This is a genomic window from Streptomyces sp. NPDC058671, assembly GCF_042716475.1.
Classification (GTDB): domain Bacteria; phylum Actinomycetota; class Actinomycetes; order Streptomycetales; family Streptomycetaceae; genus Streptomyces.
The window spans coordinates 1-26,395 of the sequence record NZ_JBHXSA010000012.1; the positions used below are offsets into that span (position 1 = coordinate 1).

At 75.1% G+C, this 26,395-nt stretch carries 17 protein-coding genes; 10 read left to right on the plus strand and 7 right to left on the minus strand.

The genetic code is table 11. The features are described 5' to 3' along the window. Window positions 1-58: 58 nt before the first annotated feature. Window positions 59-412, minus strand: a complete 354-nt coding sequence (locus tag ACFWV2_RS16830) for a PRC-barrel domain-containing protein (protein WP_384405785.1) — start codon at window positions 410-412, stop codon at window positions 59-61. Window positions 413-835: 423 nt separating this feature from the next. Between ACFWV2_RS16830 and ACFWV2_RS16835 the strand changes: the two genes are divergently transcribed. The 4 genes from ACFWV2_RS16835 to ACFWV2_RS16850 all read left to right on the plus strand — a co-directional run bounded on the left by ACFWV2_RS16835 (window position 836) and on the right by ACFWV2_RS16850 (window position 9,706). Continuing rightward, the gene (locus ACFWV2_RS16835; protein ID WP_384405786.1) at window positions 836-4,159 is read left to right on the plus strand and encodes a type 2 lanthipeptide synthetase LanM family protein; all 3,324 of its coding nucleotides are present in this window, start codon (window positions 836-838) and stop codon (window positions 4,157-4,159) included. 144 nt (window positions 4,160-4,303) lie between these two features. After that, a complete protein-coding gene (locus ACFWV2_RS16840) occupies window positions 4,304-4,504 on the plus strand; it encodes a hypothetical protein (RefSeq protein ID WP_384405787.1) in 201 nt (66 codons plus the stop codon). A gap of 145 nt (window positions 4,505-4,649) precedes the next feature. Beyond that, the gene (locus tag ACFWV2_RS16845) at window positions 4,650-7,661 is read left to right on the plus strand and encodes a helix-turn-helix transcriptional regulator (RefSeq protein WP_384405788.1); all 3,012 of its coding nucleotides are present in this window, start codon (window positions 4,650-4,652) and stop codon (window positions 7,659-7,661) included. A 209-nt stretch (window positions 7,662-7,870) separates the two neighbouring features. Then, on the plus strand, window positions 7,871-9,706 hold the full coding sequence (locus ACFWV2_RS16850; RefSeq protein ID WP_384405789.1) for a BTAD domain-containing putative transcriptional regulator: 1,836 nt from the start codon (window positions 7,871-7,873) through the stop codon (window positions 9,704-9,706). Between the two features lie 161 nt (window positions 9,707-9,867). On the opposite strand, the gene ACFWV2_RS16855 is transcribed toward ACFWV2_RS16850, so the two are convergent. The 6 genes from ACFWV2_RS16855 to ACFWV2_RS16880 all read right to left on the minus strand — a co-directional run bounded on the left by ACFWV2_RS16855 (window position 9,868) and on the right by ACFWV2_RS16880 (window position 17,853). Next, the gene (locus tag ACFWV2_RS16855; protein WP_384405790.1) at window positions 9,868-12,021 is read right to left on the minus strand and encodes a prolyl oligopeptidase family protein; all 2,154 of its coding nucleotides are present in this window, start codon (window positions 12,019-12,021) and stop codon (window positions 9,868-9,870) included. Beyond that, complete coding sequence (locus ACFWV2_RS16860) at window positions 12,018-13,430, minus strand: MFS transporter (protein ID WP_384405791.1); 1,413 nt, start codon at window positions 13,428-13,430, stop codon at window positions 12,018-12,020. Before ACFWV2_RS16860 ends, ACFWV2_RS16855 begins: the two co-directional genes overlap by 4 nt. After that, on the minus strand, window positions 13,427-14,356 hold the full coding sequence (locus ACFWV2_RS16865) for a DUF6895 family protein (protein WP_384405792.1): 930 nt from the start codon (window positions 14,354-14,356) through the stop codon (window positions 13,427-13,429). Before ACFWV2_RS16865 ends, ACFWV2_RS16860 begins: the two co-directional genes overlap by 4 nt. Window positions 14,357-14,358: 2 nt before the next feature. Then, on the minus strand, window positions 14,359-15,543 hold the full coding sequence (locus ACFWV2_RS16870) for a radical SAM protein (protein WP_384405952.1): 1,185 nt from the start codon (window positions 15,541-15,543) through the stop codon (window positions 14,359-14,361). Window positions 15,544-15,719: 176 nt separating this feature from the next. After that, complete coding sequence (locus ACFWV2_RS16875; protein ID WP_384405793.1) at window positions 15,720-16,682, minus strand: DUF6895 family protein; 963 nt, start codon at window positions 16,680-16,682, stop codon at window positions 15,720-15,722. Further along, window positions 16,654-17,853: a glycosyltransferase gene (locus ACFWV2_RS16880; RefSeq protein WP_384405794.1), complete on the minus strand. Its 1,200-nt coding sequence runs from the start codon at window positions 17,851-17,853 to the stop codon at window positions 16,654-16,656. The genes ACFWV2_RS16875 and ACFWV2_RS16880 overlap by 29 nt, the downstream gene beginning before the upstream one ends. An 827-nt stretch (window positions 17,854-18,680) precedes the next feature. Between ACFWV2_RS16880 and ACFWV2_RS16885 the strand changes: the two genes are divergently transcribed. The 6 genes from ACFWV2_RS16885 (at window position 18,681) to ACFWV2_RS16910 (ending at window position 26,311) form a co-directional block, all read left to right on the plus strand. Then, the gene (locus ACFWV2_RS16885) at window positions 18,681-19,766 is read left to right on the plus strand and encodes a radical SAM protein (RefSeq protein ID WP_384405795.1); all 1,086 of its coding nucleotides are present in this window, start codon (window positions 18,681-18,683) and stop codon (window positions 19,764-19,766) included. A gap of 112 nt (window positions 19,767-19,878) precedes the next feature. After that, window positions 19,879-20,541, plus strand: a complete 663-nt coding sequence (locus ACFWV2_RS16890; RefSeq protein WP_384405796.1) for an iron-containing redox enzyme family protein — start codon at window positions 19,879-19,881, stop codon at window positions 20,539-20,541. After that, entirely contained in the window at window positions 20,538-20,798 is a 261-nt protein-coding gene (locus ACFWV2_RS16895) for an aroma-sacti cluster domain-containing protein (RefSeq protein WP_384405797.1), read from the plus strand. Before ACFWV2_RS16890 ends, ACFWV2_RS16895 begins: the two co-directional genes overlap by 4 nt. A gap of 41 nt (window positions 20,799-20,839) precedes the next feature. Further along, window positions 20,840-24,853 (plus strand): adenylate/guanylate cyclase domain-containing protein, encoded by a 4,014-nt coding sequence (locus tag ACFWV2_RS16900; protein WP_384405798.1) that lies wholly within the window; start codon window positions 20,840-20,842, stop codon window positions 24,851-24,853. Continuing rightward, the gene (locus ACFWV2_RS16905) at window positions 24,850-25,689 is read left to right on the plus strand and encodes a S8 family serine peptidase (protein ID WP_384405799.1); all 840 of its coding nucleotides are present in this window, start codon (window positions 24,850-24,852) and stop codon (window positions 25,687-25,689) included. The genes ACFWV2_RS16900 and ACFWV2_RS16905 overlap by 4 nt, the downstream gene beginning before the upstream one ends. Before the next feature lie 25 nt (window positions 25,690-25,714). Then, the gene (locus ACFWV2_RS16910) at window positions 25,715-26,311 is read left to right on the plus strand and encodes a GAF domain-containing protein (RefSeq protein WP_384405800.1); all 597 of its coding nucleotides are present in this window, start codon (window positions 25,715-25,717) and stop codon (window positions 26,309-26,311) included. Window positions 26,312-26,395 lie beyond the last annotated feature (84 nt).

A 26,395-nucleotide genomic window follows, 5' to 3' on the forward strand; every position in this document is an offset into this window, starting at 1 on the left:
CTGGGCCCGAACTCATGGAGTTCGGGCCCCGCCGTCATGCGCCGATCCGGGCGACGGATCAGACGAGACCGCCGGGGCGGTAGTACGTGCCCAGCTGGTCGCGGTAGTCGGCGTCGCCGAGGTGGGTCTCCCGGTGGAACTCGGGGGAGTCCTTCACCTGCTCCTTGGAGCAGTCGACGTAGATCTTCTGCTCCTCCGGGTCGATGCGGGAGACGAGACCGGCGGGGAGGAGGACCTCCTTGCCGAAGATCCACACGCCGGTGTCGACCACCAGGTAGGCGTCGCCGACCTCGTCGGAGTGCTTGTCGACCTTGCCGATGCTGCCGTCGGTCGCCTCGACCTTGTATCCGGTCAGGACCGCGCCGGCCAGGTGGCCCGAGGTCGAACCGTAGCTCCACGCATTCCCAGTCACGCGAACAACAACTCCTCCGGTCGATGGAGGACGACGAGGTGCTCTCCGTCGTCCTTCCCTTCTCCGTGTCGGTACGGACTCCATGTCGGTACGGACTCCGTTTCGGTTCGGGCGGACGTCCTGTCCCGCCCACGGTCCGCCTGCCCCGACCTCGTCCTCCCATGCGTCCCGGGTCCGCGGAGGTGGCCGACGGGCGCTGGTGGATGCAGCGAAAGGGGAGCCCGGCGGGTGCGGGAACCGGTCACCGCGCGCGAGCCGTCCGACGCCGCCCGTCCTGACTCCCCGGCCCCGGCCCCCGGCCCTCGAACCGGTCCGGGGACGGGGTCGAGAACATGGGGGGCCTTCCCCCATGCCCCGCGGGCGCCGTCCGTACCAGGATCAGTGCGGGCACCGAGCGCTGGGCCGGGTGGCGGAGGAGGGACGATGGCGGCGGAGGCGGGACACGGGCGGGCCGAGGCTTCGCTGTCGGCCGTCCGGCGGTGGTGGGAGGCCGGGCAGGTCTCCGGCGACGCGAACGGGAACCAGAGCGGGGACGCGAACGGGACCGAGAGCGGGGACGGGAGCGGGCCGCGTCCGGACTGGGCCGCGTTCACCGAGGCGGCGACCGCCGCCGCACCCGAGGAGGCCGTCGCCCCCGCGCAGGAGTACCCGGGACTGAGCGGTTTCGCCTGGATACTGCGGCCCTTCACCGTCCTGGCGGGGGAGCGGCTGGAGCGCGGCCTGTCCGCGACGGCGCGCGACCTCGTGGACGTCGCCGCCGTACGGGGCGACCTGGAGCGGCAGCTCAGCGGCAGACTCGCGCGGGCCGCGGCGCGGACGCTGGTCCTCGAACTGCACGAGGCGCGGACCGCCGGACGCCTCGACGGCGACGACCCGCACGCCCGGTTCCGGGACTTCCTGGGGCGTACGGCGTCCCGGCGCGGCCTGGCGGCCCTGCTGGCCGGGAGGCCCGTACTCGCCCGGATCCTCGGACGGACGGCCCTCGACACCGCGGCCGCCGTCGCCGAGGCCCTGGAGCGCCTCGCCGACGACCACGACCGGCTGACCGCAGATCTCCTGCGGGGCTCCGGCGCAGGGCCGAGGACGCTCGTCGGCGTCGAGACCGGCGCGGGCGACGGGCACCGGGGCGGCCGCGGCGTGCTGCTGCTGCGCTTCGCCGACGGCACCCGACTCGTCTACAAACCTCGTCCGCTCGCCGCGCACCGCCACTTCAACGATGTCGTCACGTGGTTCAACCAGCTGCCCGACGTCCCCGACCTCCGCACGCTGCGGCTGCTCGACCGGGGCGGCTACGGCTGGGTGGAGTTCGTCGCCGCGCGTCCCTGCGCCGCCGTCGAAGAGGTCGAGGCGTTCTACGGCCGCCAGGGTGCGCTCCTCGCGCTGCTGCACCTGCTCGACGGAACCGACCTGCACCACGAGAACCTGATCGCCGTCGGCGCCCACCCGGTCCTCGTCGACGTGGAGACCCTGTTCCACCCGCCGCTGCCGGGAGCCGCCGCCACCGAGGACCCGGCGGCCCGCGCACTCCACGACTCCGTGTACCGGGTGGGACTGCTGCCCCAGCTCCTCGTGGGCGACCACGGCGCTCTGGACGTGTCAGCCGTCGGCGGCGGCCACGAGGCCGTCTCGCCCGTGGCGCGGGCGGACTGGGCCGACGCCGGCACCGACCGGATGCGCCTGGTCCGCAGGGCGGGAACGTTCGGCGAGTCCGCCAACCGGCCCCGACTGGCCGACGGCGCGCCCGTCGAACCGGGCGCCCACATCGACGCGCTCTGCGCCGGCTTCCGCGCCGGATACACCGCGCTCAGCGCCGCCCGGAAGGAACTCCTGCATGACACGGGCCTGTTGGCGGCCTTCGCCGAGGACGAGGTACGCGTGGTGGTACGTCCCACCTGGATGTACAGCACGCTGCTCGACGAGTCGACGCATCCCGATCTCCTGAAGGACGCCGACGCCCGGCAACGGGTCTTCGAGACCCTGGGGACCGACGCGTTCGGCACGGTCCTCACACCAGGACTCGTCATCGAGGAGATCGCCCAACTCTGGTCCGGAGACGTTCCGTTGTTCACCGCCCGACCCGGCCGGAACCTTCTGTGGGGAGCGCCCGAGCGACCGCCGGCCGGCCGTACGGACCTGCCCGGGGCCGCCCGCGTCGCCGCGAAGCTCGCCGCCCTGGACACGGTCGACCGACAGGACCAGGAGCGGATCGTGCGCGCCGCGATGGCGACGACCTCCCGCACGCCCGCGCACCGGCCCGCCCCGGGCCGCCGCACCCGTACGGCCGAGCGCGCCCCCGAGCCGGAGCGGCTCCTCTCGGCGGCCCGGTCCGTCGGGGACCAGCTGGTCTCCCTCGCGTACCGCGAAGGCCCCCGCAGCAACTGGATCGGCCTCGAACTCCTGGACGACCGCTACTGGCGGATCGGCCCGATGCCGGCGGACCTGGCGGGCGGCTACACCGGCCCCGCCCTGTTCCTCGCCCAACTGGCGGCGCTCACCGGCGCCGCACACTACGCGGAGGCGGCCAGGACGGCCCTCGCGCCGGTGCCGCGCCTGCTCGACGTGCTGACCGCCCGCCCCGACGACCTCGGCGCGGTGGGCTCGGGCGCCTTCTCCGGGCTCGGCGGCATCGCGTACGCCCTCGGAGAGACGGCACGGCTGCTGGACGACCCGGCGATCGGCTCATGGGCGTCCGCCGCCCTCCGCCTCGCCGGGGCGGCGGCGGAGGTCGAACGGGAGTACGGGGTGGGCGCGGGCGTCGCAGGCGGGCTCGCCGCCCTGCTCGCTGCCCACGGAGCGGGTCGCGGCCCGTACCCCGTCGGTTCGGGTTCCGGTACCGGCGGCGAGGCACGCGAGACCTGGCGGGCCGCGCGCGCCTGCGCTGACCGGCTGCTCACCGCCGGTCCCACGGCCGCCGGGCGAGGCTTCACGACCGGTGCGGCCGGAATCGGCTGGGCCCTGCTGCGCTTCGCCGAAACCGAAGCCGGAGCCGAAGCGGAGGCCGGAGCCGGAACCGAGATCGGAGGGGGGACCGAAGCGGGAGCCGGGGCCGGGGTGAGAACCGAAGCCGGAGTCCACGCCGAAGCAGGCGCCTTGGCCGGAACCGGAACCGGAACCGGAACCGGAACCGGAGCCGTGGCCGTGGCCGTGACCGGAACCGTGGCCGTGACCGGAGCCAAGGTCGAGGCACCGGCCCGGGCCCGCGCCGACCGCGGGTCCCGGGGCCGGGATGGTGGCCGGTATCGGGTCGCGGGCCTGGCCGCGCTGCGGGCGGCCGTCGACGGGGACCACGGGGGTGCCCCCGTCGACCCGCCCGCCGTGGGATCCGGAGGAGAGGCCGCCCGGGCCTCGGCCTGGTGCCGGGGACGCGCCGGTATCGCGCTCGCTGTACTGGACGCACCGGGCGCCCTCGACGATCCGTACCTGGCGGCCTGGTCCCGCGAGGCCGTCGAGGAACTGGGCCGGGAGCGGCAGGCCCCTGACGACAGCCTGTGCCACGGAGAAGCGGGTCTGTGCGAACTGCTGGGCCACCACGCGCTCCCGGAGGCCCGCCCGCACTGGATCCGCAGGGCCGGGGCGCTCCTCGCGTCCGTGGAGGAGACCGGTGCCCGGAGCGGAGCGCCGGACGGTGTCGCCCACCCCGGGCTCCTGACGGGCCTCGCGGGAATCGGCCACGGACTCCTCCGGGCGGGCTTCCCGGAGCGCGTACCGTCCCTGCTTCTCCTGCGGACGTCCGCCCCGGGCCCGTAGCCGCCCACGACCGCCGCCCGCCGTGACCACCCCACAGAACGCCCCACCGCACCATCCGCCACACCGCACCGCCCCGCACCGCGCTCCACCGCACCACCCGGCACGACCACCACTCCTGCGGACACCAAGGACGAGTGAGGACTCATGCAGATCAGTGACTCGGTGATGTACGTCGACGGCGGCGCCGGCGCGGAGACCTCGCTCCAGGAGCACCCCGTGGGCGAGGTGACGTTCGGAGCGAGCGGCGCCCTCGGGCTGCGCAGCAGGCTGCTCGGTACGTCGGGTCTCGACGCCGCCGCCTCCCTGGACATGCCGTACACCACCGGCACCATCCCCCTCTCCTGACACCACCGACACCGTTCCGCGGTCCCAGGCCCTGTCCGGAAAGAGTCGGCGACCTGGCCTGGATGTCGCCTGGACGGAACGAGCGGGGGCCGGGGTGATCCCCGGCCCCCTGCCGTGAGGGAAAAGGAGCAAGTAACCTGCGCCCATGCGAGCGACGTCGTCGGTCATCGTGGGGCGGGAAACCGAGATCGGGCTCCTTGACGATGCCCTGGAGGGCGTCCGAAGGGGGGCCGGACGGGCGGTGTTCCTCGTCGGCGAGGCGGGGATCGGCAAATCCCGGCTGGCCGGCGAGTGCGCCTTACGCGCGTACGACCGGCACATGCCGGTGCTTCGCGGCCGCGCCACGTCCACCGGACTCGTCGTACCCTTCCGGCCGTTGATCGAGGCGCTGTCCTCACGGTTCCGGGCGGCCGGCGCCCCGGACGACCCCGAACTCGTCCCGTACCGCCCCGCGCTGGCCGGGCTCGTGCCCGAGTGGCGGGCCGGCACGGGGGCGCCCGGATACGCGATCTCGCTGGTCGAGATGGCGGAGGCGCTTCTCAGACTCCTCGCGGTGCTCGGCCGGGAGCGCGGGTGCGTGATCCTCCTCGAAGACCTCCACGACTCCGACACCGAGACCATCGCGGTCGTCGAGTACGTCGTCGACAACGTGGCCGACCTGCCGGTCCTCTTGGTGGGCACACTGCGCCCGGACCCCGGCCCGGCCCTCGACCTGGCACTCGCCGCCGAACTCCGCAACACCGCGTCGGTAAGGGAGCTGGAGCCCCTCGACGCCTTCGCCGTACGGGACATGGTGGACGCGTGTCTGGACGCGGGGCCCGGCGAGGTGCCGTCGGCCGCGCACCGGCACCTCGCGGAGCGGGCGGGCGGGAACCCGTACCTGGTGGAGGTCCTGCTGGCCGACCTGCTGGACACGGGGCGGCTGAGCAGGGCCCAGGGCTGGTGGCAGCTCGCCGATCAGGGCGAGGCGACGGTGCCGACGGGCGCCGTCCGCAGCTGGGCGCGCCGGCTCGACCGGCTCGACGAACCCGTGCGCGACCTGCTGCTCATCGCGGCCACGCTGGGCGGCCGATTCTCCGTCGGGGCGCTGCGGGCGGTGACGGGGCTCGACGACCGGGCGCTCTTCGCCCACCTCCGGTCCGCCTCCGAGGCGGGGATCATCGCCCCGGACGGCGCCGCCCACGACGACTACACCTTCCGGCACGTCCTGACGGCGGACGCCCTCAGGGCCTCGCTGCCGCCGGCCGAACAGGCGGCCCTGGCCCGACGGGCCGCCTCCGCGATCGAGGAGTCCGGCGTACTGTCCGGCGAGGAGCGCCAGTTGGTGGCGACCCTCTGGCTGGCGGCGGGTGACAGAGTGACGGCCTCCCGGCAGTACGCCCAGGTGGGACGGCAGATGCTGGACGCCGGTGCGTCGGGCTCGGCCGCCGTACTCCTCGAACGCGCCCGGGGGCTCGCCGCCGACGAGGAACGGGACGCGATCACCGTGCGGCTGGCGATCGCGGAGGCCGAGTCCGGGCGGCCGGACACGGCCTCCGCGCTCCTCGACGATCTGCCGCCCGTGCCCGTGGGGTCGCGCGCGGCGGAGGAACGGGCCCAGGCCCACACCCAGGTCGCCTGGGTCGCGACCATGGCGGAGCAGCAGGAGGAGGCGCGCAGTCGTATCCGCGCGGCCCGCGCCCTCTTCGGGGGCGCGCCGAGCCCGGAGCAGGAGGCCGCGCTCGTGGTGGTCGAGGGCCATCTCGCGCTGCTGCCGGATCAGGACGAAGGGAGCGGCGGGGACGCGGGACGCGCCCCGGAGGGCCGGGGCGCCGCGGCGGGTCGTGAGCGACTCGCGGAGGCGGAACGTTCCGCCAGGCGTGCCGCGCTCACCGCGGAACAGGGTGACCGGCCCGTGGTGGCCTGCCGGGCATGGCAGCTCCTCGCGCTGCTCTCCCGGGAGCGGGGCTTCGACGAGGCCGACGCCTGCCTGGTGCGGATGCTCGAAGTCGCCGAGAAGCACCGGCTCCCGGTGTCCCGGGCCGAGGCCCTGGTGCGGCTCGGAACCAACGCGTTCCTGCGGACGGGCGAGGCGACCCAGCTGGAGACCGCCCGCGCGGCGGCTCACGAACTCGGCTCGCTCGCCCTGCTCCAGACCGTCGACGGACTGCTCGCCATGCAGAGCGTGCTGACCGGACGGTGGGACCGGGCGCGGGAGATCGTCGAACGGTCCCTGGAGGCCAGCGCCCGCCTCCAGAACCTGTCGGCGCACCGCTATCTCCTCCTCGTCGACGCCCTGCTCGCCGCGCACCGGGGCAGGAGCCGGGAGCAGGAAAGAGCCCTGGTCAGGTTCCGCCGCGCGGGCGGCGAGGAATCGATGCTCGTCCCCGTGCAGCGCGGACTGTGCCAGGCCGTCGGCGCGCTGATGGCGGAGGACCGGACGAAGGCGGCGGCCGAACTCGACGCGGTGGCCGCCTGGGAGCGGGACCACCCCAGCTTCTTCTACCTCAGCGGACGGTACGGACTCCGCCCGCTGCTGCGGATCCTCGACGGCGACGACGGCGGCCGGGAGGCCTACCACGAGGCCCTCGCCTCGCCCGGCGGACAGCTCGCCTGGAACCGCATGTTCCTCGGCATGGCGGACGCGGTGCTGCGCGGCCGCGACGGCGACCCGGACGGCGCCCGGCGGGCCGTGGCGGAGGCCCGACGCGTGGCGGCGGTGTTCCCGCAGGCCTGGCACCTCGCCCTGCGGCTCGTCGCCGAGGCGGCGCTCGACGACTCCTGGGGCGAACCGGTCGCCTGGCTGCGCACCGCGGAGGAGTACTTCCACGAGGCGGGCGTACAGCCGGTGGCCGGAGCCTGCCGGGCCGTACTGCGCCGGGCGGGGATCAGCGTCCCGCAGCGCAGGGGAGGCCGGGAGCGGATCCCCGCGGAGCTGCGCACGGCGGGCGTCACCCCGCGCGAGTACGAGGTGTTCGCCCTGCTCGGGGAGCGGCCGGGCAACCAGCAGATCGCGCAGCGCCTGTGCATCTCGCCCCGGACCGTGGAGAAGCACATGGCGAGCCTGATGGCCAAGACCGGCTGCGCGGACCGCTCGGCCCTGTGCGCCCTTTCGGCGGAGCGGGCGGAGGACCGGACGGCGCCCCCCGGTGTCGTCCCCCGGGCGCGACCGGCCTGACCGGCCCGGGTGGGGCGTCGCCGGAGCGTGGTGGTGGGGGTCGGCGGACCCGGGATGGGGGACGCCTCCGTCCGTATGGGGGCCCCGGCCCCCATACGACCGCCCCAGGTCCCGTGACTCTGCGGGCCCGGCACCGATGTGCGGCGGGTCCGGGCGGCGGATCATCGAGCGGACCGATCAACTCCCGTCCCCCTACGGAGGTTCGTTCGATGCCGCGTCCGTCCGCGCCACCCGCAGCGTCACCCGGCGCTCTCCGGTTCTCCGTCCTCGGCCCGATGACCGTGCACCGGGACGACCGGCCGCTGCCCCTCGGCCCGTTGAAGCAGCGCGTCGTCCTCGCGATGCTCCTCGGCTCCGCCAACTGTCCGGTCTCCGTAGACGCGTTGACCGACGCGGTCTGGCCGGAGGAACCGCCGCGTACCGCCCGCAAGAACCTCCAGGTGTACGTGAGCGCCCTGCGCGCGCTGCTGGGCGAGGACGACGGGGACCGGCCGCGGCTCACCCACACGGGCGGGGGATACGTGCTGCGCGTGGCGGAGGACGAGTTCGACCTCCTGCGGTTCCGCTCCCTCGTGCGGGCCGCGGAAGGGCAGCGGCCCGCACCCGCCGCCCGGCTCCTCCGGAAGGCCCTCGGCCTGTGGCAGGGGCCGCCGCTGGGCGACGACCTGCGGCAGTCTCCCCGGCTGGCCGAGGAGGCCGAGCGACTCGAACTGCGCCGTCTGAGCGTGTACGAGGACTGGGCCGAGGCGGAGGTGGGCCTCGGCGGCGCGCCCGCGGTGGTCGAGGGGCTGCGGGACCTGGTGGAGCGGCACCCGCTGCGGGAGCGCCTCAGATCCGCCTGGATGTGCGCCCTGCACGCCTCCGGCCGGCAGGGCGAGGCACTCGCGGTGTACGACGACTACCGGCAGCTCCTCGCCCGGGAGCTGGGACTGGAGCCGAGCGGCGCCATGGCCGCCCGGTACCGGGCGCTCCTCGCGGGCGACGACCGCGGAGGGTCCTCCGGCTCCGGCGCGCCCGGGACTCGGGCCCCCGCCGCCCACCGTCCGGCCCCCGTGGTCCTGCCGCCCGATCTGGTCGACTTCACCGGACACGGGGAGGAACTGCGCCATCTCGTCGACGTGCTGGAGGACGACGGCGCGTCGGGGGTGGTGCTGCTGTCCGGTCCCGCCGGGGCGGGGAAGACCACGCTGGCGGTGCGGGCCGCCCACCTCCTCGGTGACCGGTACGCCGAGGGGCGGCTCTGTGTGTCCCTGCGGGCGGCGGACGGTACCCCTCGCCCGCAGGCCGCCGTGCTCGCGGAGCTCGCCGAACGGACGGGCGGGGCGGGGTTCTCCGGGCCGGGCGCGTGGCGCGACTGGCTCGCGGAGCACCGCGTCCTGGTGATCCTGGACGACGTGCCGGAGGAACGCGCCGTACGGGCCCTGCTCCCGTGCGGCGGCCGGGGCAGGGTGCTGCTCACCGCACGCGGTCAGCTCGGCGGTCTCGCACCGGTCCACCGGGTGTCCGTCCCGCCGCTCGGCACCGCGGAGGCGCTCCAGCTGCTCACCGGGCTCGTCGGCGGGAGCCGGGTGCGGGCCGACCGGGAGGCCGCGCTGCGCATCGTGCGCGCGTGCGGCGGGTCGCCGCTCGCCGTCAGGGTCAGCGGGATGCGGCTGGCGGTCCTGCGTCACGTACCGCTGCGGGAGTTCGCGGACCGGCTCACCGACCCCGCCGGGGCGCTGGACGAGCTGACCTCGGGCGACGTGTCCGTACGGCGGTGGCTCGCCGACGGCTGGGAGGCGCTGCCCGGGGAGTGCGGCCGGGACGCGGGACGCCTCGCGGCGGGCACGGGCGACGGCCCCTTCGGCCTCAGCGAGGCGGCCGAGGCCCTCGGGTGCGACGAGCGGCACGCCGTACGGGTGGTGGAGGCGCTGATCGACGCCGGGATGGTCACCTCACCCGGCGGCGAGGTCACCGCCCACGCGGCGCTGTACGAACTGCCGCACCTGATACGGCTGTACGCCCGCGGGATCAGGTCCGGCACGCCGGTCCTGGCCGCGGGCTGAGCACCTACGCGGGGGCCGGCACGGACCGGGGTCCCGCGCCGGTCCGGCCGGGCGAGGCCCCGACGGACCGGGGTCCCCCGCGCCCGTCCGGCCGGGCGAGGCCCGCGCCGACCGGCCCCCCGCGCGACCGTATTCCGCCCCGCTTCTCAGCTCCCCGCTTCTCAGCTCCCCGTCCCCACCGCCCCGTCCGGCGCCGGAAGCCCCACCTGGTTCGCGAGGAACGCCAGGCACTCGGCCTGAAGTGCCACCGCGCGGGACGCGGCCCGGTCGCCGTGTCCGACGCCGCGTTCGAGGCGCAGCAGAACCGGTCCGGGGCCGGACGAGGCGTGCTGGAGCGCGGCGCACATCTTGCGGGCGTGCAGCGGATCGGTCCTGGTGTCGCCGTCCGCGGCCGTGAGCAGCACCGCCGGGTACACGGTCCCCGGTGTGACGCGGTGGTACGGCGAGTACCCGAGGAGCGTCGGCAGCATCGCCGGGTCCCGGGCGCTGCCGTACTCGGGCGTCCAGCTGGGCCCGAGGCCGGACAGCTCGTAGCGCACCATGTCCAGGAGCGGGGCCATGCACACCACGGCGGCGTACGTGCCCGGCCGTTGGGTGAGAGCCGCGCCGACGAGCAGTCCGCCGTTGGAGCCGCCCATGATCGCGAGCCGGCCGGGCGCGGTCCAGCCCGCCGAGACCAGCCGGTCGGCGGCGGCGGCGAAGTCGTCGAAGGTGTTCTGCTTGTGCTCTCCGCTGCCGGCGCGGTGCCAGGCCTCGCCCTCCTCGCCTCCGCCCCGCAGTCCCGCCCAGGCGAACACCCCGCCCGCCCTCACCCAGGCGAGGACCTGGGCGCGGTAGCGGGGCGACATCGTGCGGCCGAAGCCGCCGTACCCGGTGAGCAGCGTCGGCCGCGGCACGTCCGGCCGCCCGGTCGGGGAGATCACGAACATGCGGACCGTCGTCCCGTCCCGTGAGGGGAAGGCGACCTGCCGGGTGACCGCGCCGCCGGCCGGCAGGGCGTCCGGGGCGTCACGCTCCCAGCGCGTCACGCGGCAGGTGCGCGCGTCGAAGCGGAGCACCCGGGTCGGCGTGACGAAGTCGGTGTACGCGAACCAGGCCTCGTGACTGCCGGGCGGTCCGACGGAGAAGTCACCGACGGCGCCGGTGCCGGGCAGCGGGACCGTGGCCACCTGGCGGCCCTCCACGAGGTCGTGCACGGTCACCTCGGCTACCGTGTCGCGGGTCCAGGCGGCGAGGCCGAGCGGGTGTCCGGGCTCCGGACCGGACAGGACGACGAGGTGGGTCAGTACCGCGTCGGGCCGTTCCGGGATCACCTCGTGCCAGGCGTCGGGGCCGAGGTGGATTTCGTCCGGCCGGCAGGCGACGACGCGACCTCGGGCGGCGCCGCGGTCGGTGCGCAGCCACACCCGGTCCCGGGGGCCCGTTCCGGGCACGGCGTGCAGCCGGGTCGCGGCCTCCCTGCCCTCCTGGACCGGCCGGAGCAGCGGCCGCTCGGGCGGTCCCGCGGTCAGGTCGGCGAGGTAGAGGTCGGTGCCGCGGCCGGTGCCGAGCGTCGCCGTCACACCGAGCCAACGGCCGTCCGCGGTCACGGAGACGCTGTAGAACTGGGTCCTGTTCCGCCCGTCACCGAAGACGACGGCGTCCTCGTCGGGCGACGTGCCGACCCGGTGCAGGCACACCCGGCGGTGGTAGCGCTCCTCGCCGGGGTGGAGCCGGGGGTCCTGGTGCCGGACGTAGTAGAAGGCCCCGCCCCCGGGCAGCCAGCCGACCGAGGACTTCCGCACCCGGTCCACCGGCCCGTCGACGAGCTTCCCCGTGGCCACGTCGACCACCTGGAGCAGCGAGTCCTCCGTGCCGTCCCGCGACACCTGGAAGGCCAGCAGGTCGCCCTCCACGGAGGGCTCCCAGGCGTCGAGCACGGTACGCCCGGAGGGGTCGAGGGCACCGGGGTCGAGCAGGACCCGCTCCACCGCGTCGGGGCCGGTCTCCGTGACGACGAGCACCGGATGCTCCTGGCCGGCGCCCTGCCGCAGCCAGAAGACCCGGTCGCCGCGGACCTTGGGCGCCCTGGAACGGTCGACGGCGTCGAGCGCCGCGACCTCCGCCTCCCAGCGCGCCAGACCGGGCAGGGCCGCGCGCTCCGCCTCGTACAGGGACTCCTGCTCCGCGCTCCAGCGGAGCGTCGCGGGGGCCTCGGCGTCCTCCAGCCAGCGGTACGGGTCGGGGATCCGCAGCCCGTGGAGTTCCTCCACGACGTCCTGCCGTTCCGCGTGGGGGTACGGGCGCCGTGGCGGTCGCTCGTCGTCGCGGGTCACTCGATGCTCCCTCGTTCGTGGTGGGGCGGACGGCGGGCGGGGGCGGCGGCCGTACCGGCACCGGCCTTCTCGACGGTGTCCGCGACGGTCTCGTCCGCGGTCTCCGTCCCGGGCAGGGAGAGCCAGGCGTAGACCCCGGACAGCACGACGATCAGGCCGGAGACCGCGAAGATCGTGTCGATGGGGCCGAAGCGGAGACCCCCGAAGGAGCCCGTGAAACCGTGGAGCACGGAACCCGCGAGCCAGCCGGACAGGACCGCCGAGAGCATCGACGCCAACTTCGTCACCGGGTAGAACACCGCCATCACCCGCCCCCGGTACTCCGGGGGCGCCGCCGCGAGCAGCAGCGGTGCCATCGCGGTGTTCAGCACGGTGAGCGGGACCGTGAAGACGAACAGCAGGGCGACTCCGGCGAGGAATCCGCCCTGCCGGGAGTACGCGACGAGCAGCACACCGCTCACGAGAAGGCTGATCCAGGTGCTCCGCCGGGCCCCGAACCACTGCACCACCCGGCCCGCGCACAGCGCGCCGGTGATGCCTCCGATGCCCATGGCCATGCCGACGTACCCGTAGAGATGGGCCTCCGCGTGGAGGTTGTCGGTGGTGAAGAAGACGTTGAGGGTGCTGAGCGCGCCGATGCCGAACTGGCCGATGACGGCGAGCAGGAGCAGTGCGACCAGGAACCTGCTGCGGGCGAAGAAGCGCAGCCCGTCCGTGAACTCCCGCCGCAGACCGCCCTTCGGCGTCCTGGCGGACTTCCGCGCCGCACTCCGTCCGTCCGGAGCCGTGGCCCCGGGACCCGTCCCGATCGAGCGGACGGCGACGTACGACACCGCGTACGACAGGGCGTTGAAGAGCAGCGCCCACTGCAGTCCGGCGGTGAACAGCAGGGGCGCGGCGAGGGGAGGCCCGATGATCCACGCCGTCTCACCGGTCGCCTGCGCGATGCCGGCGGCGCGGGCGCGGTCGGCGTCCCCGGTGACCAGGTCCGCGAGGATCGCGAAGCGCGCCGGTGAGAAGAACTGGCCGGCCGCGTGCAGCAGGAGGACCGTCGCGTAGACGACGGCGAGCCAGACGCCCGTGGGGAGGGCGTCGGTCGGCAGGAACGAGACGACGGTCAGCACGGCCACGAGCACGCCTCGGACCGCTTCGCTGAGCAGCATCGTGGCCCGCTTGTCCCAGCGGTCGACGAACACGCCCGCGAGCGGTCCGATGACGAGGACGGCGGCGCTCGACGCCATCAGCACCCCGCTGACCGCCATCGGCGCCCATGTCTCGCCCTTCGCCAGCACGGTCGCCACCCACAGCACCAGGGTGGTGCTGAAGACGGCATCGCCGACGGACGAGACGGCCTGGCCGAACCACAGCCGGGTGTAGTCGCGGTTGATCAGTGTCAGCCGTGGAGTCATGACGGCCTCGGAGACGCGACGGCGAGCGCCATGAGGGCGGTCACCAGGGTCGTGTGGTACGCCTTCCGGAAGAACTCCCCGGGCGGCGCGGACGGCGCCGCCGCGAGTGCCGCGGACCGTCCGGGGACCGCGCCGTCGGGCCGTTGGGCCCGCACCAGGCACTCCACGGCGGCGGATCCCGAGGGCGTGCGCAGCGGATCGCTCCCCAGGATGTACTGCGTGAGGACGAGTTCCGCGGCCAGGTCCCACCGGTCGTGCGCGACGCAGTGCCCCAGCATCCGGTCGACCAGGCCCTCCGCGTGCGCCCGTTCACCGCCGGTGAGGACGGGCACGGTCCGGCCGAAGTCCCCGAGGTAGAAGCCGGTGTGCGTCAGCGCGTACGCCTCCGGGGTGGTGAGCGGTGCCTCGTCCGGCCCCGTCGTGTCCCCGGGCCCGGCGGCGCGGAGCGCGACCAGCGGGCTCAGGGGGACGAGTTCGGCGTACGGCTCGATGGCGTGGCGGACACCGGCCTTGTCCGCGTAGTACCGGAGTTCGATGCGCCGGTACGCCGACCTCCCCGGCGACGAGAGGAAACCGGGGTCCAGCCTGGCGAGCGTGTCCCGGCACACGGTGTCGTCGATCCCGTCGGGAGCCAGCGCGGCGAAGGCCAGCCCGTACGTGGGGGTGTACGCGGGGTCCTCGTCGAACAGCCGGGGAAGGTCCGGGTGCTGCCAGAGCTTCCGGACCAGGGCCGTCGCCCCGTCGAGCGCGTCGGGGGAGCCGCCCGGGCGGTCCGCGCAGTGGCAGAGCAGCGCCAGTTCCAGCGCGGCCTTCGCCCGGCCGCGGGCCGAGGTCCCGGCGCTCGCGGAGAACGGATCGAAGTGGTCCAGGTTCCTTCCCAGCCAGCCGAGCGCGCCGGCCGAGAGCCGCTCCAGGGGCGAGGCCATGGCTACAGGCGCCCCGTCTCGTGCAGATGGTCGAGCAGGGCCGTGTCCACGACGTCACGGAACCGCGCCAGCGTCCGCGCGTTCTCGTCGAAGCGGTACAGGTCCTGGCAGGCGATCCACCGGTCCCGGGTCTCCGCGCCTGTCCGGTAGCCGTCGGCGACGGTACCCACCTCCCAGTCGGGTTTGCCCGCGGTCTCCCAGCAGCTGGCCAGGGTTCCGTCCGCGCTCACCACCGCCCCGTAGCGACCGTCGGCGTGACCGCAGGTCACGCAGGTCTTCCGGGCGCCGGGGCGGCTCACCGTGAAGCCGAGGTCGAGGGCCCGGCGCTGCCACCGGGTGAAGGCGGCGGAGAGTTCACCGGTGTGCAGCAGGCTGTTGGCGTACCCGACGCCCACGTCGCCGACCCGGGCGAAGTACAGGGTGCACCGCGCGGGGTCGACCGCCCCCACGAGCCGGTCGATGAGCGCGTCGACGCCGTGGAAGGTCTCCTGGGAGACGTTGACCCGCAGCGTCCACTGGATGGGGGACACCTCGGAGGCCTTGACGATGTTGCGGACGATCTTGTCGAAGGTCCCGCTGCCGTCCGCCCTGCCGACCCGGATCCGGTCGTGATCGGCGCGGTCGCCGTCGAAGGTGACCTGGATGGACGTCAGACCGCGGTCGGAGAGGCGCCGGGCCAGGGACGGGGTGAGCAGCGTCGCGTTGGAGATCATCCAGGCCGAGGTCGGCGCGATGTCCGCGGCCCGCTCCAGGAGTTCCAGGCAGCCGCGAGGGTTGAGGAGCGGCTCCCCGCCGAAGAGGAGGATCCTGAGCTTCTCCAGGCCGACGGCCGCCATCTGCCGCTCGGTGAAGCCGAGGATCGAGGTGATCGTCGCGGAACTGAGGCGGGTCCTGGCGATCCGGGGCGGCCGGCTGCCGCCCGCCTCGTCCTGCGCGGTGTTCTGGAAGCAGTAGCCGCAGCCCAGGTTGCAGTGGGTGCTGGTGAGCACGGTCAGGGCGTACGCCCTGACGCGGGCGGGCGTGAACATGCCGCTGTCGCGCAGCCGGTCCGCCGCCTCCGGGCGCAGGACGCCGTCGGCCGTGACGTGCCGGTCCCCGAGCCGGGCCACCCCGCCGGGCCCGAGGAACCACCAGTCACGCTCACCCCGCAGGAGGCGCGCACCGGAGGGGACGGAACTGGTGGTCATCGCCTGGCCGGGCCCCTCGGCGCGGTTGGTGGTCGTGGTCCGGCCTGCGGTCACGGCGCGGTCGGCGGTCGTGGCCCGGCCGGCGGTCGACGTCCGGCCCGTGGACATGACCGGGTCGGTGCGCCCTGCTTGGTCGGTGCGCACGGCCTGGTCGGTGGTCATCGCCTGGTCCGTGGTCATCGGGCCCCTCCTGTCGTCGCCCCCGCTGTGGAAAGCCCCCCGGCCCGGCGGCCGCTCGTGACGATCAGCGTCGCGAGCGCCGTGACCAGGGTCGCCTGGTAGGACCTCCGGAAGAAGTCCACGGGCGTCGCGTCCGCCGGAGCCCGTCGGACGACGGACCGTCCGGGGATCGCGCCGCCCGGCGCCTGCACCTCGGCGAGCATCCGGAATCCGGCCGCACCCGACGGGGTGCCCAGCGGATCCGCGCCCAGGCAGAACTGGGCGAGCAGCAGCTTGCCCACGAGGTCCCATTCGCCGAGTCCCACGCAGCGCTCCGTGAGCCGCTCCACGACGCCGAGCAGCCGCCCCCGCTCCTCCTCGGTCAGCCCGGGATCCCGCAGGCCGAAGTCACCGAGGTAGAAGACGGTGTGGGTGACCACGCACACGTCGAGATCGGGCACCGGCATCGCGGCGGCACGGGCCGGCACGCTGGTCTCGTACAGCTCGCGGTACGAGGCGAAGCAGTGCTCGGCGCCCGCGAGATCGGCGTGGTACCGGGCCTCCAGCTGGAGGTACGGCGACTTCCGGCGCGGCGCCAGGTAGCCGTCGGCCGCCAGTCGGGCCACCACGGCGCCCGGGGCGTCCCCACCGGCCCCGACCGGGGCCAGCGCCGCGTACATCAGCTCGAACTGCCGCGCGTACCGGCGGTCGAGGGTGAGGAGCTCCGGGAAGTCCGGCCGCCCCCAGGCCCGTTCGACCACGCCCGTCACCTCGGTGAGGACCGAATCGTCGGGCGCCGCGTACCCCCAGTGGCGGCGGAGCAGCGCGAGCTGGAGCAGTGCCTTGACGCGCGGGGTCACCGGCAGTTCGGCGCGGCCGGCCGGGGAGTCGAGAAATCCGGCGTGCTGACCGATCCAGTGCCGCACACCCGCGGACAGACTCGTCACGGCCTCATCGAGGCCGGCTGATCGCGTACTCATGGTCCTCCTTCGGGGTTGCGGATGCCTGGGCGACGCGCTCGACGACGTCGGCGGCGCGCGCCGGGCCGTCCGGCGCGGCCAGCCGGGCGCCGAGCGCTCGGGCGCGGCTCCGCAGGCCGTCGTCGCGCCACGCCCGCTCGATCAGCGCCGACGGGTCGGCGGACGGGGTGTTCGGGACGCGCACGGCCACACCGGCCCGTACGCACGCGCCGGTGAGCAGCGGCTGCTCGGAGCCGTTGGGAGAGAGTGCGAGGGGCCGGCCGCGCAGCAGCGCGGCCAGTACCGGAGCGGAGGTGCCGTTGGCCAGCACCGTCCCGGCCATATCGACGAGCGGGCCCATCCACGGCTTGCGGACCAGCAGGATGTCGGCGTCCGGTGCGGGCCGGGGCTCGGTGGACCTGCCCTGTTCGACCACGGCCTGGAACGGGCCGGCCGTGAACGCCTCGTTGAGCCGGGGCCACAGGCTGTTCCCCCCGAAGAAGCGGCCCAGGTGGACGTAGACGACGGGTTTCCCGGACCGCGCCACGTGGTCCGCGACCGCTTCGACCTCCGCCGGGTCCGCCTTCGGTTCCCAGGCCAGCGGGCCCACGTGCGTCACGCGCTCGGGGAGTTCCGCGCCCGGGTACTCGAGGGCCGGGTCCCCGCGCAGCAGCAGGGCGTCGCCGGGCAGGGGATCGTCCGCCCACCGGGGCGCGCGCCCCGCCAGGCCGACCTCCTCGCGTGTGGCGGTGTGGATGCGCCGGCAGTCGAGGGTTCTGCTCGCCCGGGTCCTGCCCAGGTGTGGTTCGTCGTCGCCGCCGGTCCGGTAGTCCCACAGATGGACCGAGAGCCCGACCACGACCACCGGAAGGTCCAGTGTCTCGGCGGCCAGCAGGGCGCCGTTGCAGAGCACGGAGGTGACGAGCACGTCGGCGTCGGCGTCCTTGGCGGCGCGCAGGGTAGCCCGGTACTGCGCCGGGCCGGTCTTCCCCCACCAGGTGGCGGAGAAGGCCCGTCGCCCGCCGAAGTCCTCGGCGGCCGCGAACGGAAGTCCGGCTTCCGCCGCGACGGGAGCGGCTGCGGACCGTCCGAGCACGCTGACCCGGTGGCCACGGCGCCGCAGTTCACGTCCGGCCGCGATCGTCGGGTAGAGGTAGCCGCCGTCGCTGAGCGGGCAGAGCAGGATCTTCACGACGTGCGAGCTCCCTCGGGCGATGGCGGGCGGGGTGGTCGGTGGACCGGGTGGACGGCCGGGAGCCGGGTCGACGGCCCGGGGCCGGTGCGCGGCCAGGGACCGGTGCGCGGCCGGGGACCGGGCGGTCGGTCAGGGTCGAATGGACGGCCGGTCGGTGAGGGGCCGGGTGCATGGCCGGGGTGCGGCCGGCCGGTCGGGGTCCGGGCGGGTGGACGGCCGTGGGGCGCCCGGGGTCGCCCAGCCGCGCGGCACGGGGTCGGCCGGAGGGCCGGGCGGCCTGATGAGCGCCGAAGTGGGCCGCGGGCCCCCCGGCTCCTGGCAGGATCTGCCAGGAAGCCGAGTGGCCCGCGCGGTGCTTCAGACCTCGACGACCTCGGTCAGGAGAGGTCGCTGGAGTTGTTGACGATGCAGCCGGCCTCGGCCTCCTCGTCCTCGCTGTGGGCGACGACCTCGATGTCCTCGTCCTCGATCGGCTTCGGGTTCGTGTTCTCGGGCATGTTCGTCCTCCTTGGTCGGCGGCGTCGCTGCGCCGGCTGGGAATGAACGTACGGATGCCCGGTATGGGAACGCCTGGTCGTCGGTTGGAGGCCGGTATGGGGCGTCGACGGGAGCGCGGAACAGCGCGGGAACCCGGCCGGGCGCCCCGTCGCCCGCCCCGCTCGCCCGCCCGGCCCGCCGGGACCGGCCCTCCGTGCCCACCCTGACCTGGCACTTAACCGATTACCAGGTGTTCCCGAACCGGAAGTGTGGCGCCCCGCGCCACGATCCGGGCGACGCCCTGCGCAAGGGAATCCGGGCGACGCCCCGCGTACGGAGGAGGAGACGTGGACCTGGCGGAGCTGATCGGCCTGCGGCCGGTGCCCTGCGGCGGCCTCCTGGTGGCACTCACCCGCCGCTGCCCCCTGAGCTGCGCCCACTGCTCCACCGACTCCTCCCTCTCGGTGTCCGAACGGCCCGACCCCGAGCAACTACTGCGTTTCGTCGGTTCGTTCGGGACGGAGGACCGCCCGGAGGTGGTCATGCTCACCGGAGGCGAACCGCTGCTGCTGCCGGAGCTGGTCGTCCGCCTGGCGGGACGCGCGCGCGAGGCGGGTTCCCGGACGGCACTGCTCAGCGGGATGTTCTTCGCCCGTGACGGGCACGTCCCGGACCGGATCATGCGGGCGATCACGGCCCTCGACCACTTCTCGGCGAGCCTGGACGTCCACCACGAGCGCGAGGTCCCGCGCGCGGACGTGCTCCGCGTCCTGCGGTCCGTCCTCGACGCCGGGACCCCCGTCAGCGTCCACCTCACCGGAACCGGCCCCGACGACCCGTACCTGGCGGAAGCGGTCGCGGACATCCGCCGCGTCTTCGCCGACCGGGTGCCTCTGCTGGTCAACGAGGTCCGCCCGCTCGGCCGCGCCGCCGGCCTCGTCCGCACGACACCGCCCGGACCCGGCGGCTCCGTGACGGCGCCGTGCGCCCTCGCCGCCTGGCCGGTCGTCGCCTTCGACGGGACCGTCGCGGCCTGCTGCAACCAGTGGACGGTGGACCGGCGCCCCGTGCCCCCGCACCTGCGGCTCGGCCACATCGCCGAGGACGACTGGCCGGCCGTACGCGCCCGTTCCCTCGGCTCACCGGTGCTGCGGATGCTGCGGACGGTCGGCCCCCAGCGGCTGCACACCCGGTACGCGACCTCGCCCGCCCCGGCCGGCTACTGCCGCAGCTGTCACGGGCTCGCCGACCGCCCGGAGGTCCTCGCGGGCGCGGCCCGCGACGCCGCCGGCCGGGTCGGCGAGGTGCTCGACCGGCTCAACACCCAGCAGCAACTGGCCGCAGGACCCACCGCCCTGGTACGCCGCCTCGGCTGCGCCCGCTACGCCCACCTGGTCGAGTCGCCGCCCGCGCGGGAGCGGAGCAGCCGATGACCACGTGGAGCCGCGGACGCGTACGCGGAGCCGCCGGTCGACGCGTGCGGCACCCGATGACGACCTGGAGCCGCGGACGCGTACCGCACCTCATGACCACGTGGAGCCGCCGATGAACACCACCGCGTCCCTCGCGCTCAGGACCACACTGACGCCCACCGCGCCCGTGCTGCGGGCCGCGATCGCGTCCCTGTGGCGACCGGACGGGCTGCGACAGCGCTATCCGCGCTACCTGGCCGCCATGCATCCGCTCGTACGGGCCTCGGTGCCGCTCCTCCAGCGCGCCGCCGCCCGGTGCGCCGAGCTGGACGACCCGGCCGCGCCCCTGCTCGCGGCGTACTGCGACCGCCACGCCGAGGAGGAGCGCGGTCACGATCTCTGGCTGCTCCAGGACCTTGCCGCCACCGGTGCCGAACCGGACGCCGTGGCCCACCCCGTCGCCGTCGAACTCGCCGGCGCGCAGTACTACCGGATCGAGCACGAGCACCCCGTCGCCCTGCTCGGATACATCGCGGTCCTGGAGGGCAACGCGCCCGGACCGCGGCTCGCCGACCGCCTCGCCGCGACCACCGGGTTCCCCGACGCGGCCTTCCGCACCCTCAGGGAGCACGCGGAGCTCGACGGAGGCCACCTCGACGACCTCTACCGCGTACTGGACGCACTCGCGCCGACCCCGGCCCGGCGGACCGCCGTCTCCGTCAGCGCGCTGCACACCACCCATCTGCTCACCCGGCTCTTCCTCTCCCTCGCCACGGCCCCCGGAGGACACCCGTGACCGACGCCGACACGCCGTACGACGCCGACTCCGCCTCCTCCGGACCGCCGTCCTCCGGTCCCCTCTCCGAACCCACCGTGGAGGCGCTCGCCGCCGCGGGCTTCGACGTCGACGCCCTCAGCGACGAACAGCACGAGGTGCTGCGCGCGCTCACCCGTGAGGAACTGGCCCTGCTCGTCGACATCAGAGGACGACTCGACGCGGCCGCGCCCGAGGTACAGGCCCATGCAGACGTGGCGGGCGGCGCCCTGTTCTGAGCCCGGCAGCCCCGCAGCCCCGCCGTCCACCGGAGGAACCCATGCCCTGCCCCTCGTGCCGGAGCGCACTGCCGCCCGGCGCCCGGTTCTGCCCCTCGTGCGGCAGTCCGAGCACCCCCGGGCCGGCCATGGCCAAACCGACCGGCCGCAAGGTCGTGACCGTCCTCTTCTGTGACCTGGTCGGCTCCACGGCCCTCTCCGGAACGTTGGACGCGGAGACCCTGCGCTCGGTGACGCTCCGCTGGTTCGACCTCATGCGGCTGCGGATCGAGGACCAGGGCGGCACCGTGGAGAAGTTCATCGGCGACGCAGTGATGGCCGTCTTCGGCGTGCCGACGGTACGGGAGGACGACGCCCGCCGGGCGCTCGCGGCGGCCCTCGCCATGCGCGAGGCGCTCGCCGGGCTCAACGCCAGGCTGGAGCAGGCCGTCGGCGTACGCCTGGAGATGCGCATCGGCGTCAACACCGGTCAGGTGGTGACGGGTTCGGCGACCCTGCGGCAGGCGATGGTCTCCGGGGAAGCGGTCAACGTCGCCGCTCGCCTGGAGCAGAACGCCGCCGCGGGGGAGATCCTCATCGGATCCGACACCCTGGCGGCGGCCGGACCGGGCGTCCGGACGGCGGACAGGGGCCCGCTGCTGCTCAAGGGCAAGAGCGACCGTGTCCACGCGCACCTCCTGCTCGGGGCGGACGAGGAGGAGGACCCGGAGAGGCTGCGACGCTTCGACCTGGGCTTCGTGGGCCGGACCCACGAACTGGCCGTACTGGAAAGGGCGTTGGCCCGGGTGGTAGGGGAGCGCCGGGCCGGCCGCCTGGTGGTCGGAGGCGAGGCGGGCCAGGGCAAGACGAGGCTCGTACGCGAGTGGATCCACCGGACCGCGGCGACGAAGCCACCGAGGGTGACGGGGACGAGGGCGAAGGCGCCTATCGTGGCGGGGCCGAGGGCGAAGGCGCCCATGGTGACGGCGACGAGCGCCATGGCCGCGGCCGCGGCTGCCCGCCCGCGTCACGGAGTAGGACGCTGCCGGGCACGTGGCGAACAGCCCAGCCTCGGACCGCTCGCCGACGCCGTGGCCGACCTGCTGAAAACCTGCGGCAGGCCCGCACCCTCGCCCGAACTGGACCTCCTCGACGGGGGACTGCTCCTGGACGGGACGCCCACACCCTCACCCGCGGACACCTGCGCGGCGCTCGCCAAGGTCCTCGCCGAGCTGTCCGCGACGGAGCCCGTCGTGCTGGTGATCGACGACTGCCACTGGGCCGCGCAACCGCTCTTCGACACCCTGGAACGGCTGCTGCGGGCACTCACCGACGCCGCCGTCCTCATCGTCCTCCTCACCCGACCGCACCTGTTCGACACCCGGCCCGAACTGGCCCAGGACGCCGTGCCGCTCGGTGGACTCTCCGACGCGGAGGCCCAGCTCCTGGCCGCCGAGCTCACCGGGGGAGTGGCGGGCGGAGAGCCGCTCGGACCACGGGTCCTGGCACGGGTGGGCGGGAATCCACTGCACCTGGAGCAGTTGCTGCTCGCGGGGAACCAGGTGGAGGCGGACGGTGTTCCGCTCCAGCTCCAGGCCCTGATCGGCGCGCGGATCGACGCGCTCGACCCGCCGGAACACCGGGCCCTCGGAGTGGCGTCCGTCCTGGGCGGCGACTTCACCGCCGACGAACTGACCGCGCTCGCCGCACATGCGGCGGAGGCGTGGACGGGCTCCGAGGTCCGGTCCACCCTGCACCGGCTGGTCCTGCACCGCCTGATCCGGCCGGACGGAGAGGCGTTCCGCTTCGCCGGAGGGCTCATCCAGGAGGTCGTCTACGCCAGCCAGTCCAAGATGGACCGGGCCGACCGGCACGAACGGGCGGCCCGCCTCGACTCGGTCCGTGAACGGGGCGGAGCGGCGGTCGGCGCCCATCTGGACCACGCCTACCGCTACCGGGTCGAGCTGGGCGCCCAGGACCCCCACACCGACGGACTGCGCCGCCGCGCCGCCGACGCGCTGGCCGAGGCCGGACGGCTGGCGCTCGCCCACGCCGACCCGGTGTGGGCCGCCGACCTCCTGTCGAGAGCCACGGCCCGGTACGCGCCCGGCGAGCCGGGCGGCACGGCGACCCGACGACGTCTCGGTCAGACACTCCTCGACCTGGGCCGCGGCGCGGAAGGCAGAGCCCTGCTGGAAGCCCTACTGGCGGAACTCACCCCGAGCACGCCGCCGGCCGGGGCCCCGACGGCCCCGCCCGGCAACGCGCTCACCGGCGCGGAGGGCGCCCGCCCCGACGACACATCGGCGGCCCGCTCCGCCACCCCCCACGGGCCCCTGCCCGACGGCTCGCCCCCCGGCGCCCCCGGCGGTGCGGCGGTGTCCGAGGCCGTCGTGGAGACCGCCCACGCCCGTCTCGCCCTGGCCTCCGTCGGCCCGTCCGCCGGCAGGGGCGAGACCCCCGCCGAAGCCGCGGGCGCCACCCTTCCGGTCTTCGCCGCGGCCGGCGACGACCTCGGCCAGGCCAAGGCCTGCCTGAGGCTCGCCCAGGGCGCCCAGGAACAGGGCCGGCACCGGAAGGCGGAACGGCTGCTCGCCCGCGCGCTCGACCACGCCGTACGCGCGGACGCGGAGCCGGAGCGGGCCGCCGCCCTCGGCGCGACGGGCGTCTCGCTGTGGCGCGGCCCCCAACCCGTCGCGGACGCCGTCGCCCGCTGCCGCGAACTCCTCACCGACCAGGGGGCCGGACGCCGGGCCGTACGACTGACGCTCAACTGTCCCCTGGCCGTACTCCTCGCCCTTCACGACGACCGTGACGGGGCCCTGGCCTGCCTCGCGGAGGCGGAGCAACTCGCGAAACGGCTCGGGTACGCCGAGGCCGACGCGTTCCTGCCGATCTTCGCCGCGACCGTGGCCGACCTGGCCGGCCGCCCGGACCAGGCGCTCCTGAGTCTGGAGCGGGCGGCCGCCTCGGCACGGGAACTGGGCGCCACGGCCCTGCTGCGCAGTGCCCTCCTTGACACCGCCCGCATCCGGCTGGACCTCGGGGACTGGCGTACCGCCGACGCCGCCCTCGCCGAACTGGAGGGCACGCGGGCCGAAGCGGCCCGGCCGCGCGCCGAGGCGGCCGACCTCGACGGTCTGCGTGCCCGGATCGCCGCGGCACGGGGGCAGTCCACGGCCGCCACCCGCCTGGCCGCCCGAGCGCTCGCCACCGCCGCCCGTACCGACTCGCCCATCGTGCGAGGCCTCGCCGCCCTTGACCTCGCCCGTACGGAGCTCGTGCTCGGACACCCGGCCGAGGCCTCCGATGCGGCGACACGCGCCCGCGCGTACTTCGCGGCGAAGGGCCACCTCCCCGCCGTACGCCAGGCGGAGGCCGTGACCAAGGCGGTGTCCGGCACACGCCGCCCCACGACCGGCCCCGAGCCGTGCCCCGCCCACCGTCCCGCGAACGGCTCGAAGTCCGGCCCCGCACGCCGCCCCCCGTCCGGCCCGGAGCCCGGCCCCGCACGCCGCCCCCCGTCCGGCCCGGAGTCCGGCCCCGCACGCCGTCCCGCGACCGGCCCGGAGTCCGGCCCCGAGCCCTGCCTCGAATCCGGGTCCGAACCCGGCCCGACCCCCGGACCTGAGGCCGTGACCGAGCCACGCCCCCAGCCCGCCCCCCGGCCCGGCCCTGGACCCGAACATGGTCCTGGGCCTGGACCCGAACCTCGCTCCGGACCCGGATCCGCCACCGAATCCGCCACCGAATCCGGTCCGTGGCCGGTCCTCGGACCCGAATCCGCCACCGGATCCGGCCCGTGGCCGGGCCTCGGACCCCGATCCGTAGCCGCCTCCGGGTCGACCGCCGCCACCGCCGCCCTCCCCGCACCGGGCGATGCCACCGTCCGCGCCTCTGGCGAGACCGCCAGCCCCGCCCCCGGCGAGACCGCCAGCCCCGCCCCCGGCCAGACCGCCCGCCCCGCCCCCGGCGAGACCGCCAACCCCGCCCCCGGCCAGACCGCCCGCCCCGCCCCGGGCGAAACCGTCCCCCGCGCAACCTCCCGCCCCGCCCCCCACAAGGCCCCCCGATGACGACCGGTCGGCGGTCGGCGGCCGGGCTCACCTGGGGGTTGCGGGGGCGGGGGCCCGCGGATGTGCCCGTGGAGGCCGACGGGCCGCCGGACCCGGACGGGGGCGGCCCCGGGCTCCTCGGGGGTACGGGCCGTGGCGTACGCGTCTGCGTCGTCGACTCGGGGGTCGAGCGGGACCACCCCATGGTCGGCCGGGTCGACGGGTCGTGGCGCGTCTTCAAGGACGACGACGGCGTCCACGTCGAGGAGACGGACGAGGGCGACACCTGTGGTCACGGCACCGCCTGCGCCGGGATCATCCGGCGTACCGCGCCGGACTGCGAGCTGACCAGCGTCCGCGTACTGGGAGAACGTTTCTCCGGCAGCGGTGACGTCCTGCTCGAAGGCATCCGGTGGGCCGTGCGGCAGCGCTTCGACGTGGTGAACCTCAGCCTGTCCACCAGCAGCGACCGCTTCGTGGAGGAGCTGCGCCGCCTCGCCGACGAGGCGTACTTCCAGCAGACGGTGATCGTCGCCTCGGCGCACAACACCCATGTGGAGAGCTTCCCGTGGCGCTTCTCCTCGGTGATCTCGGTGGGCAGCCACCAGGAGGACGACCCGGACCTCCACCTCTACAACCCGGAGCCGCCGGTGGAGTTCTTCGCCCCGGGCCAGCGGGTCCGGGTGGCGTGGCTCGGCGGCACGTCGATCCGCAGCTCCGGGAACAGCTTCGCCACACCGTTCATCACGGGGCTGTGCGCGCGGATCCTGTCGAGTCACCCCCGGTTGACGCCGTTCCAGTTGAAGAACGCCCTGTATCTGTCCGCGGCCAACGTCCGTGTCCACGGACGCCGGTAACGACCGGCGTCGGAAGGGAACCCAGATGGCTCAGACGATCACTCCCGTAGCCTCCGCGGCACGCCAGCCCGATCCGGCCATGGAGGAGCTGCTCCAGTCGGTGGTGGACACCGCACGCGCCCTCTTCGGCGCCCAGGCGAGTTCGATCCTGCTCCTGGAGGCCGCGGCGGACGAGCTCGTCTTCGAGGCCGTCTCCGGGCAGGGCCAGGACTTCCTGGTCGGCCGGCGTTTTCCGGCGGGCCGGGGGATCGCCGGATGGGTCGCCGCGTCGGGGGAGCCGATGGTGGTCGACGACCTGCGCGGGGGCGCGCCCTTCGACCGGGACATAGCCGAGTCCACCGGCTACGTGCCGAACGCGCTGATGGCCGCCCCCCTGATCCACGGGAACCGGGTTCTCGGGGTTCTGGAGGTGCTCGACCCGTCCCCCCAGGCCCGGTCCAGCCTGACGGAGCTCGACCTGCTGTGTCTCTTCGCCCGCCAGGCGGCGGTCGCCCTGAACGTCCTCCTGACGCACACCCCACGCCTTCCGGCCCCGCTCCCGGCCCCGGACCCGGCCGGCGACCCCTCCCGCACCGAACTCCTCCGCCTCCTGTCGGAAGCCCGCCGCCTCCTCGGCGACTGACCGACCGGCCCACCCCGGGGGTGTTAGCGCCCCCCGGGAGGGCGCCCCACGTCCCCGGAGTCGCACCATCCCTCGGGCGTCACA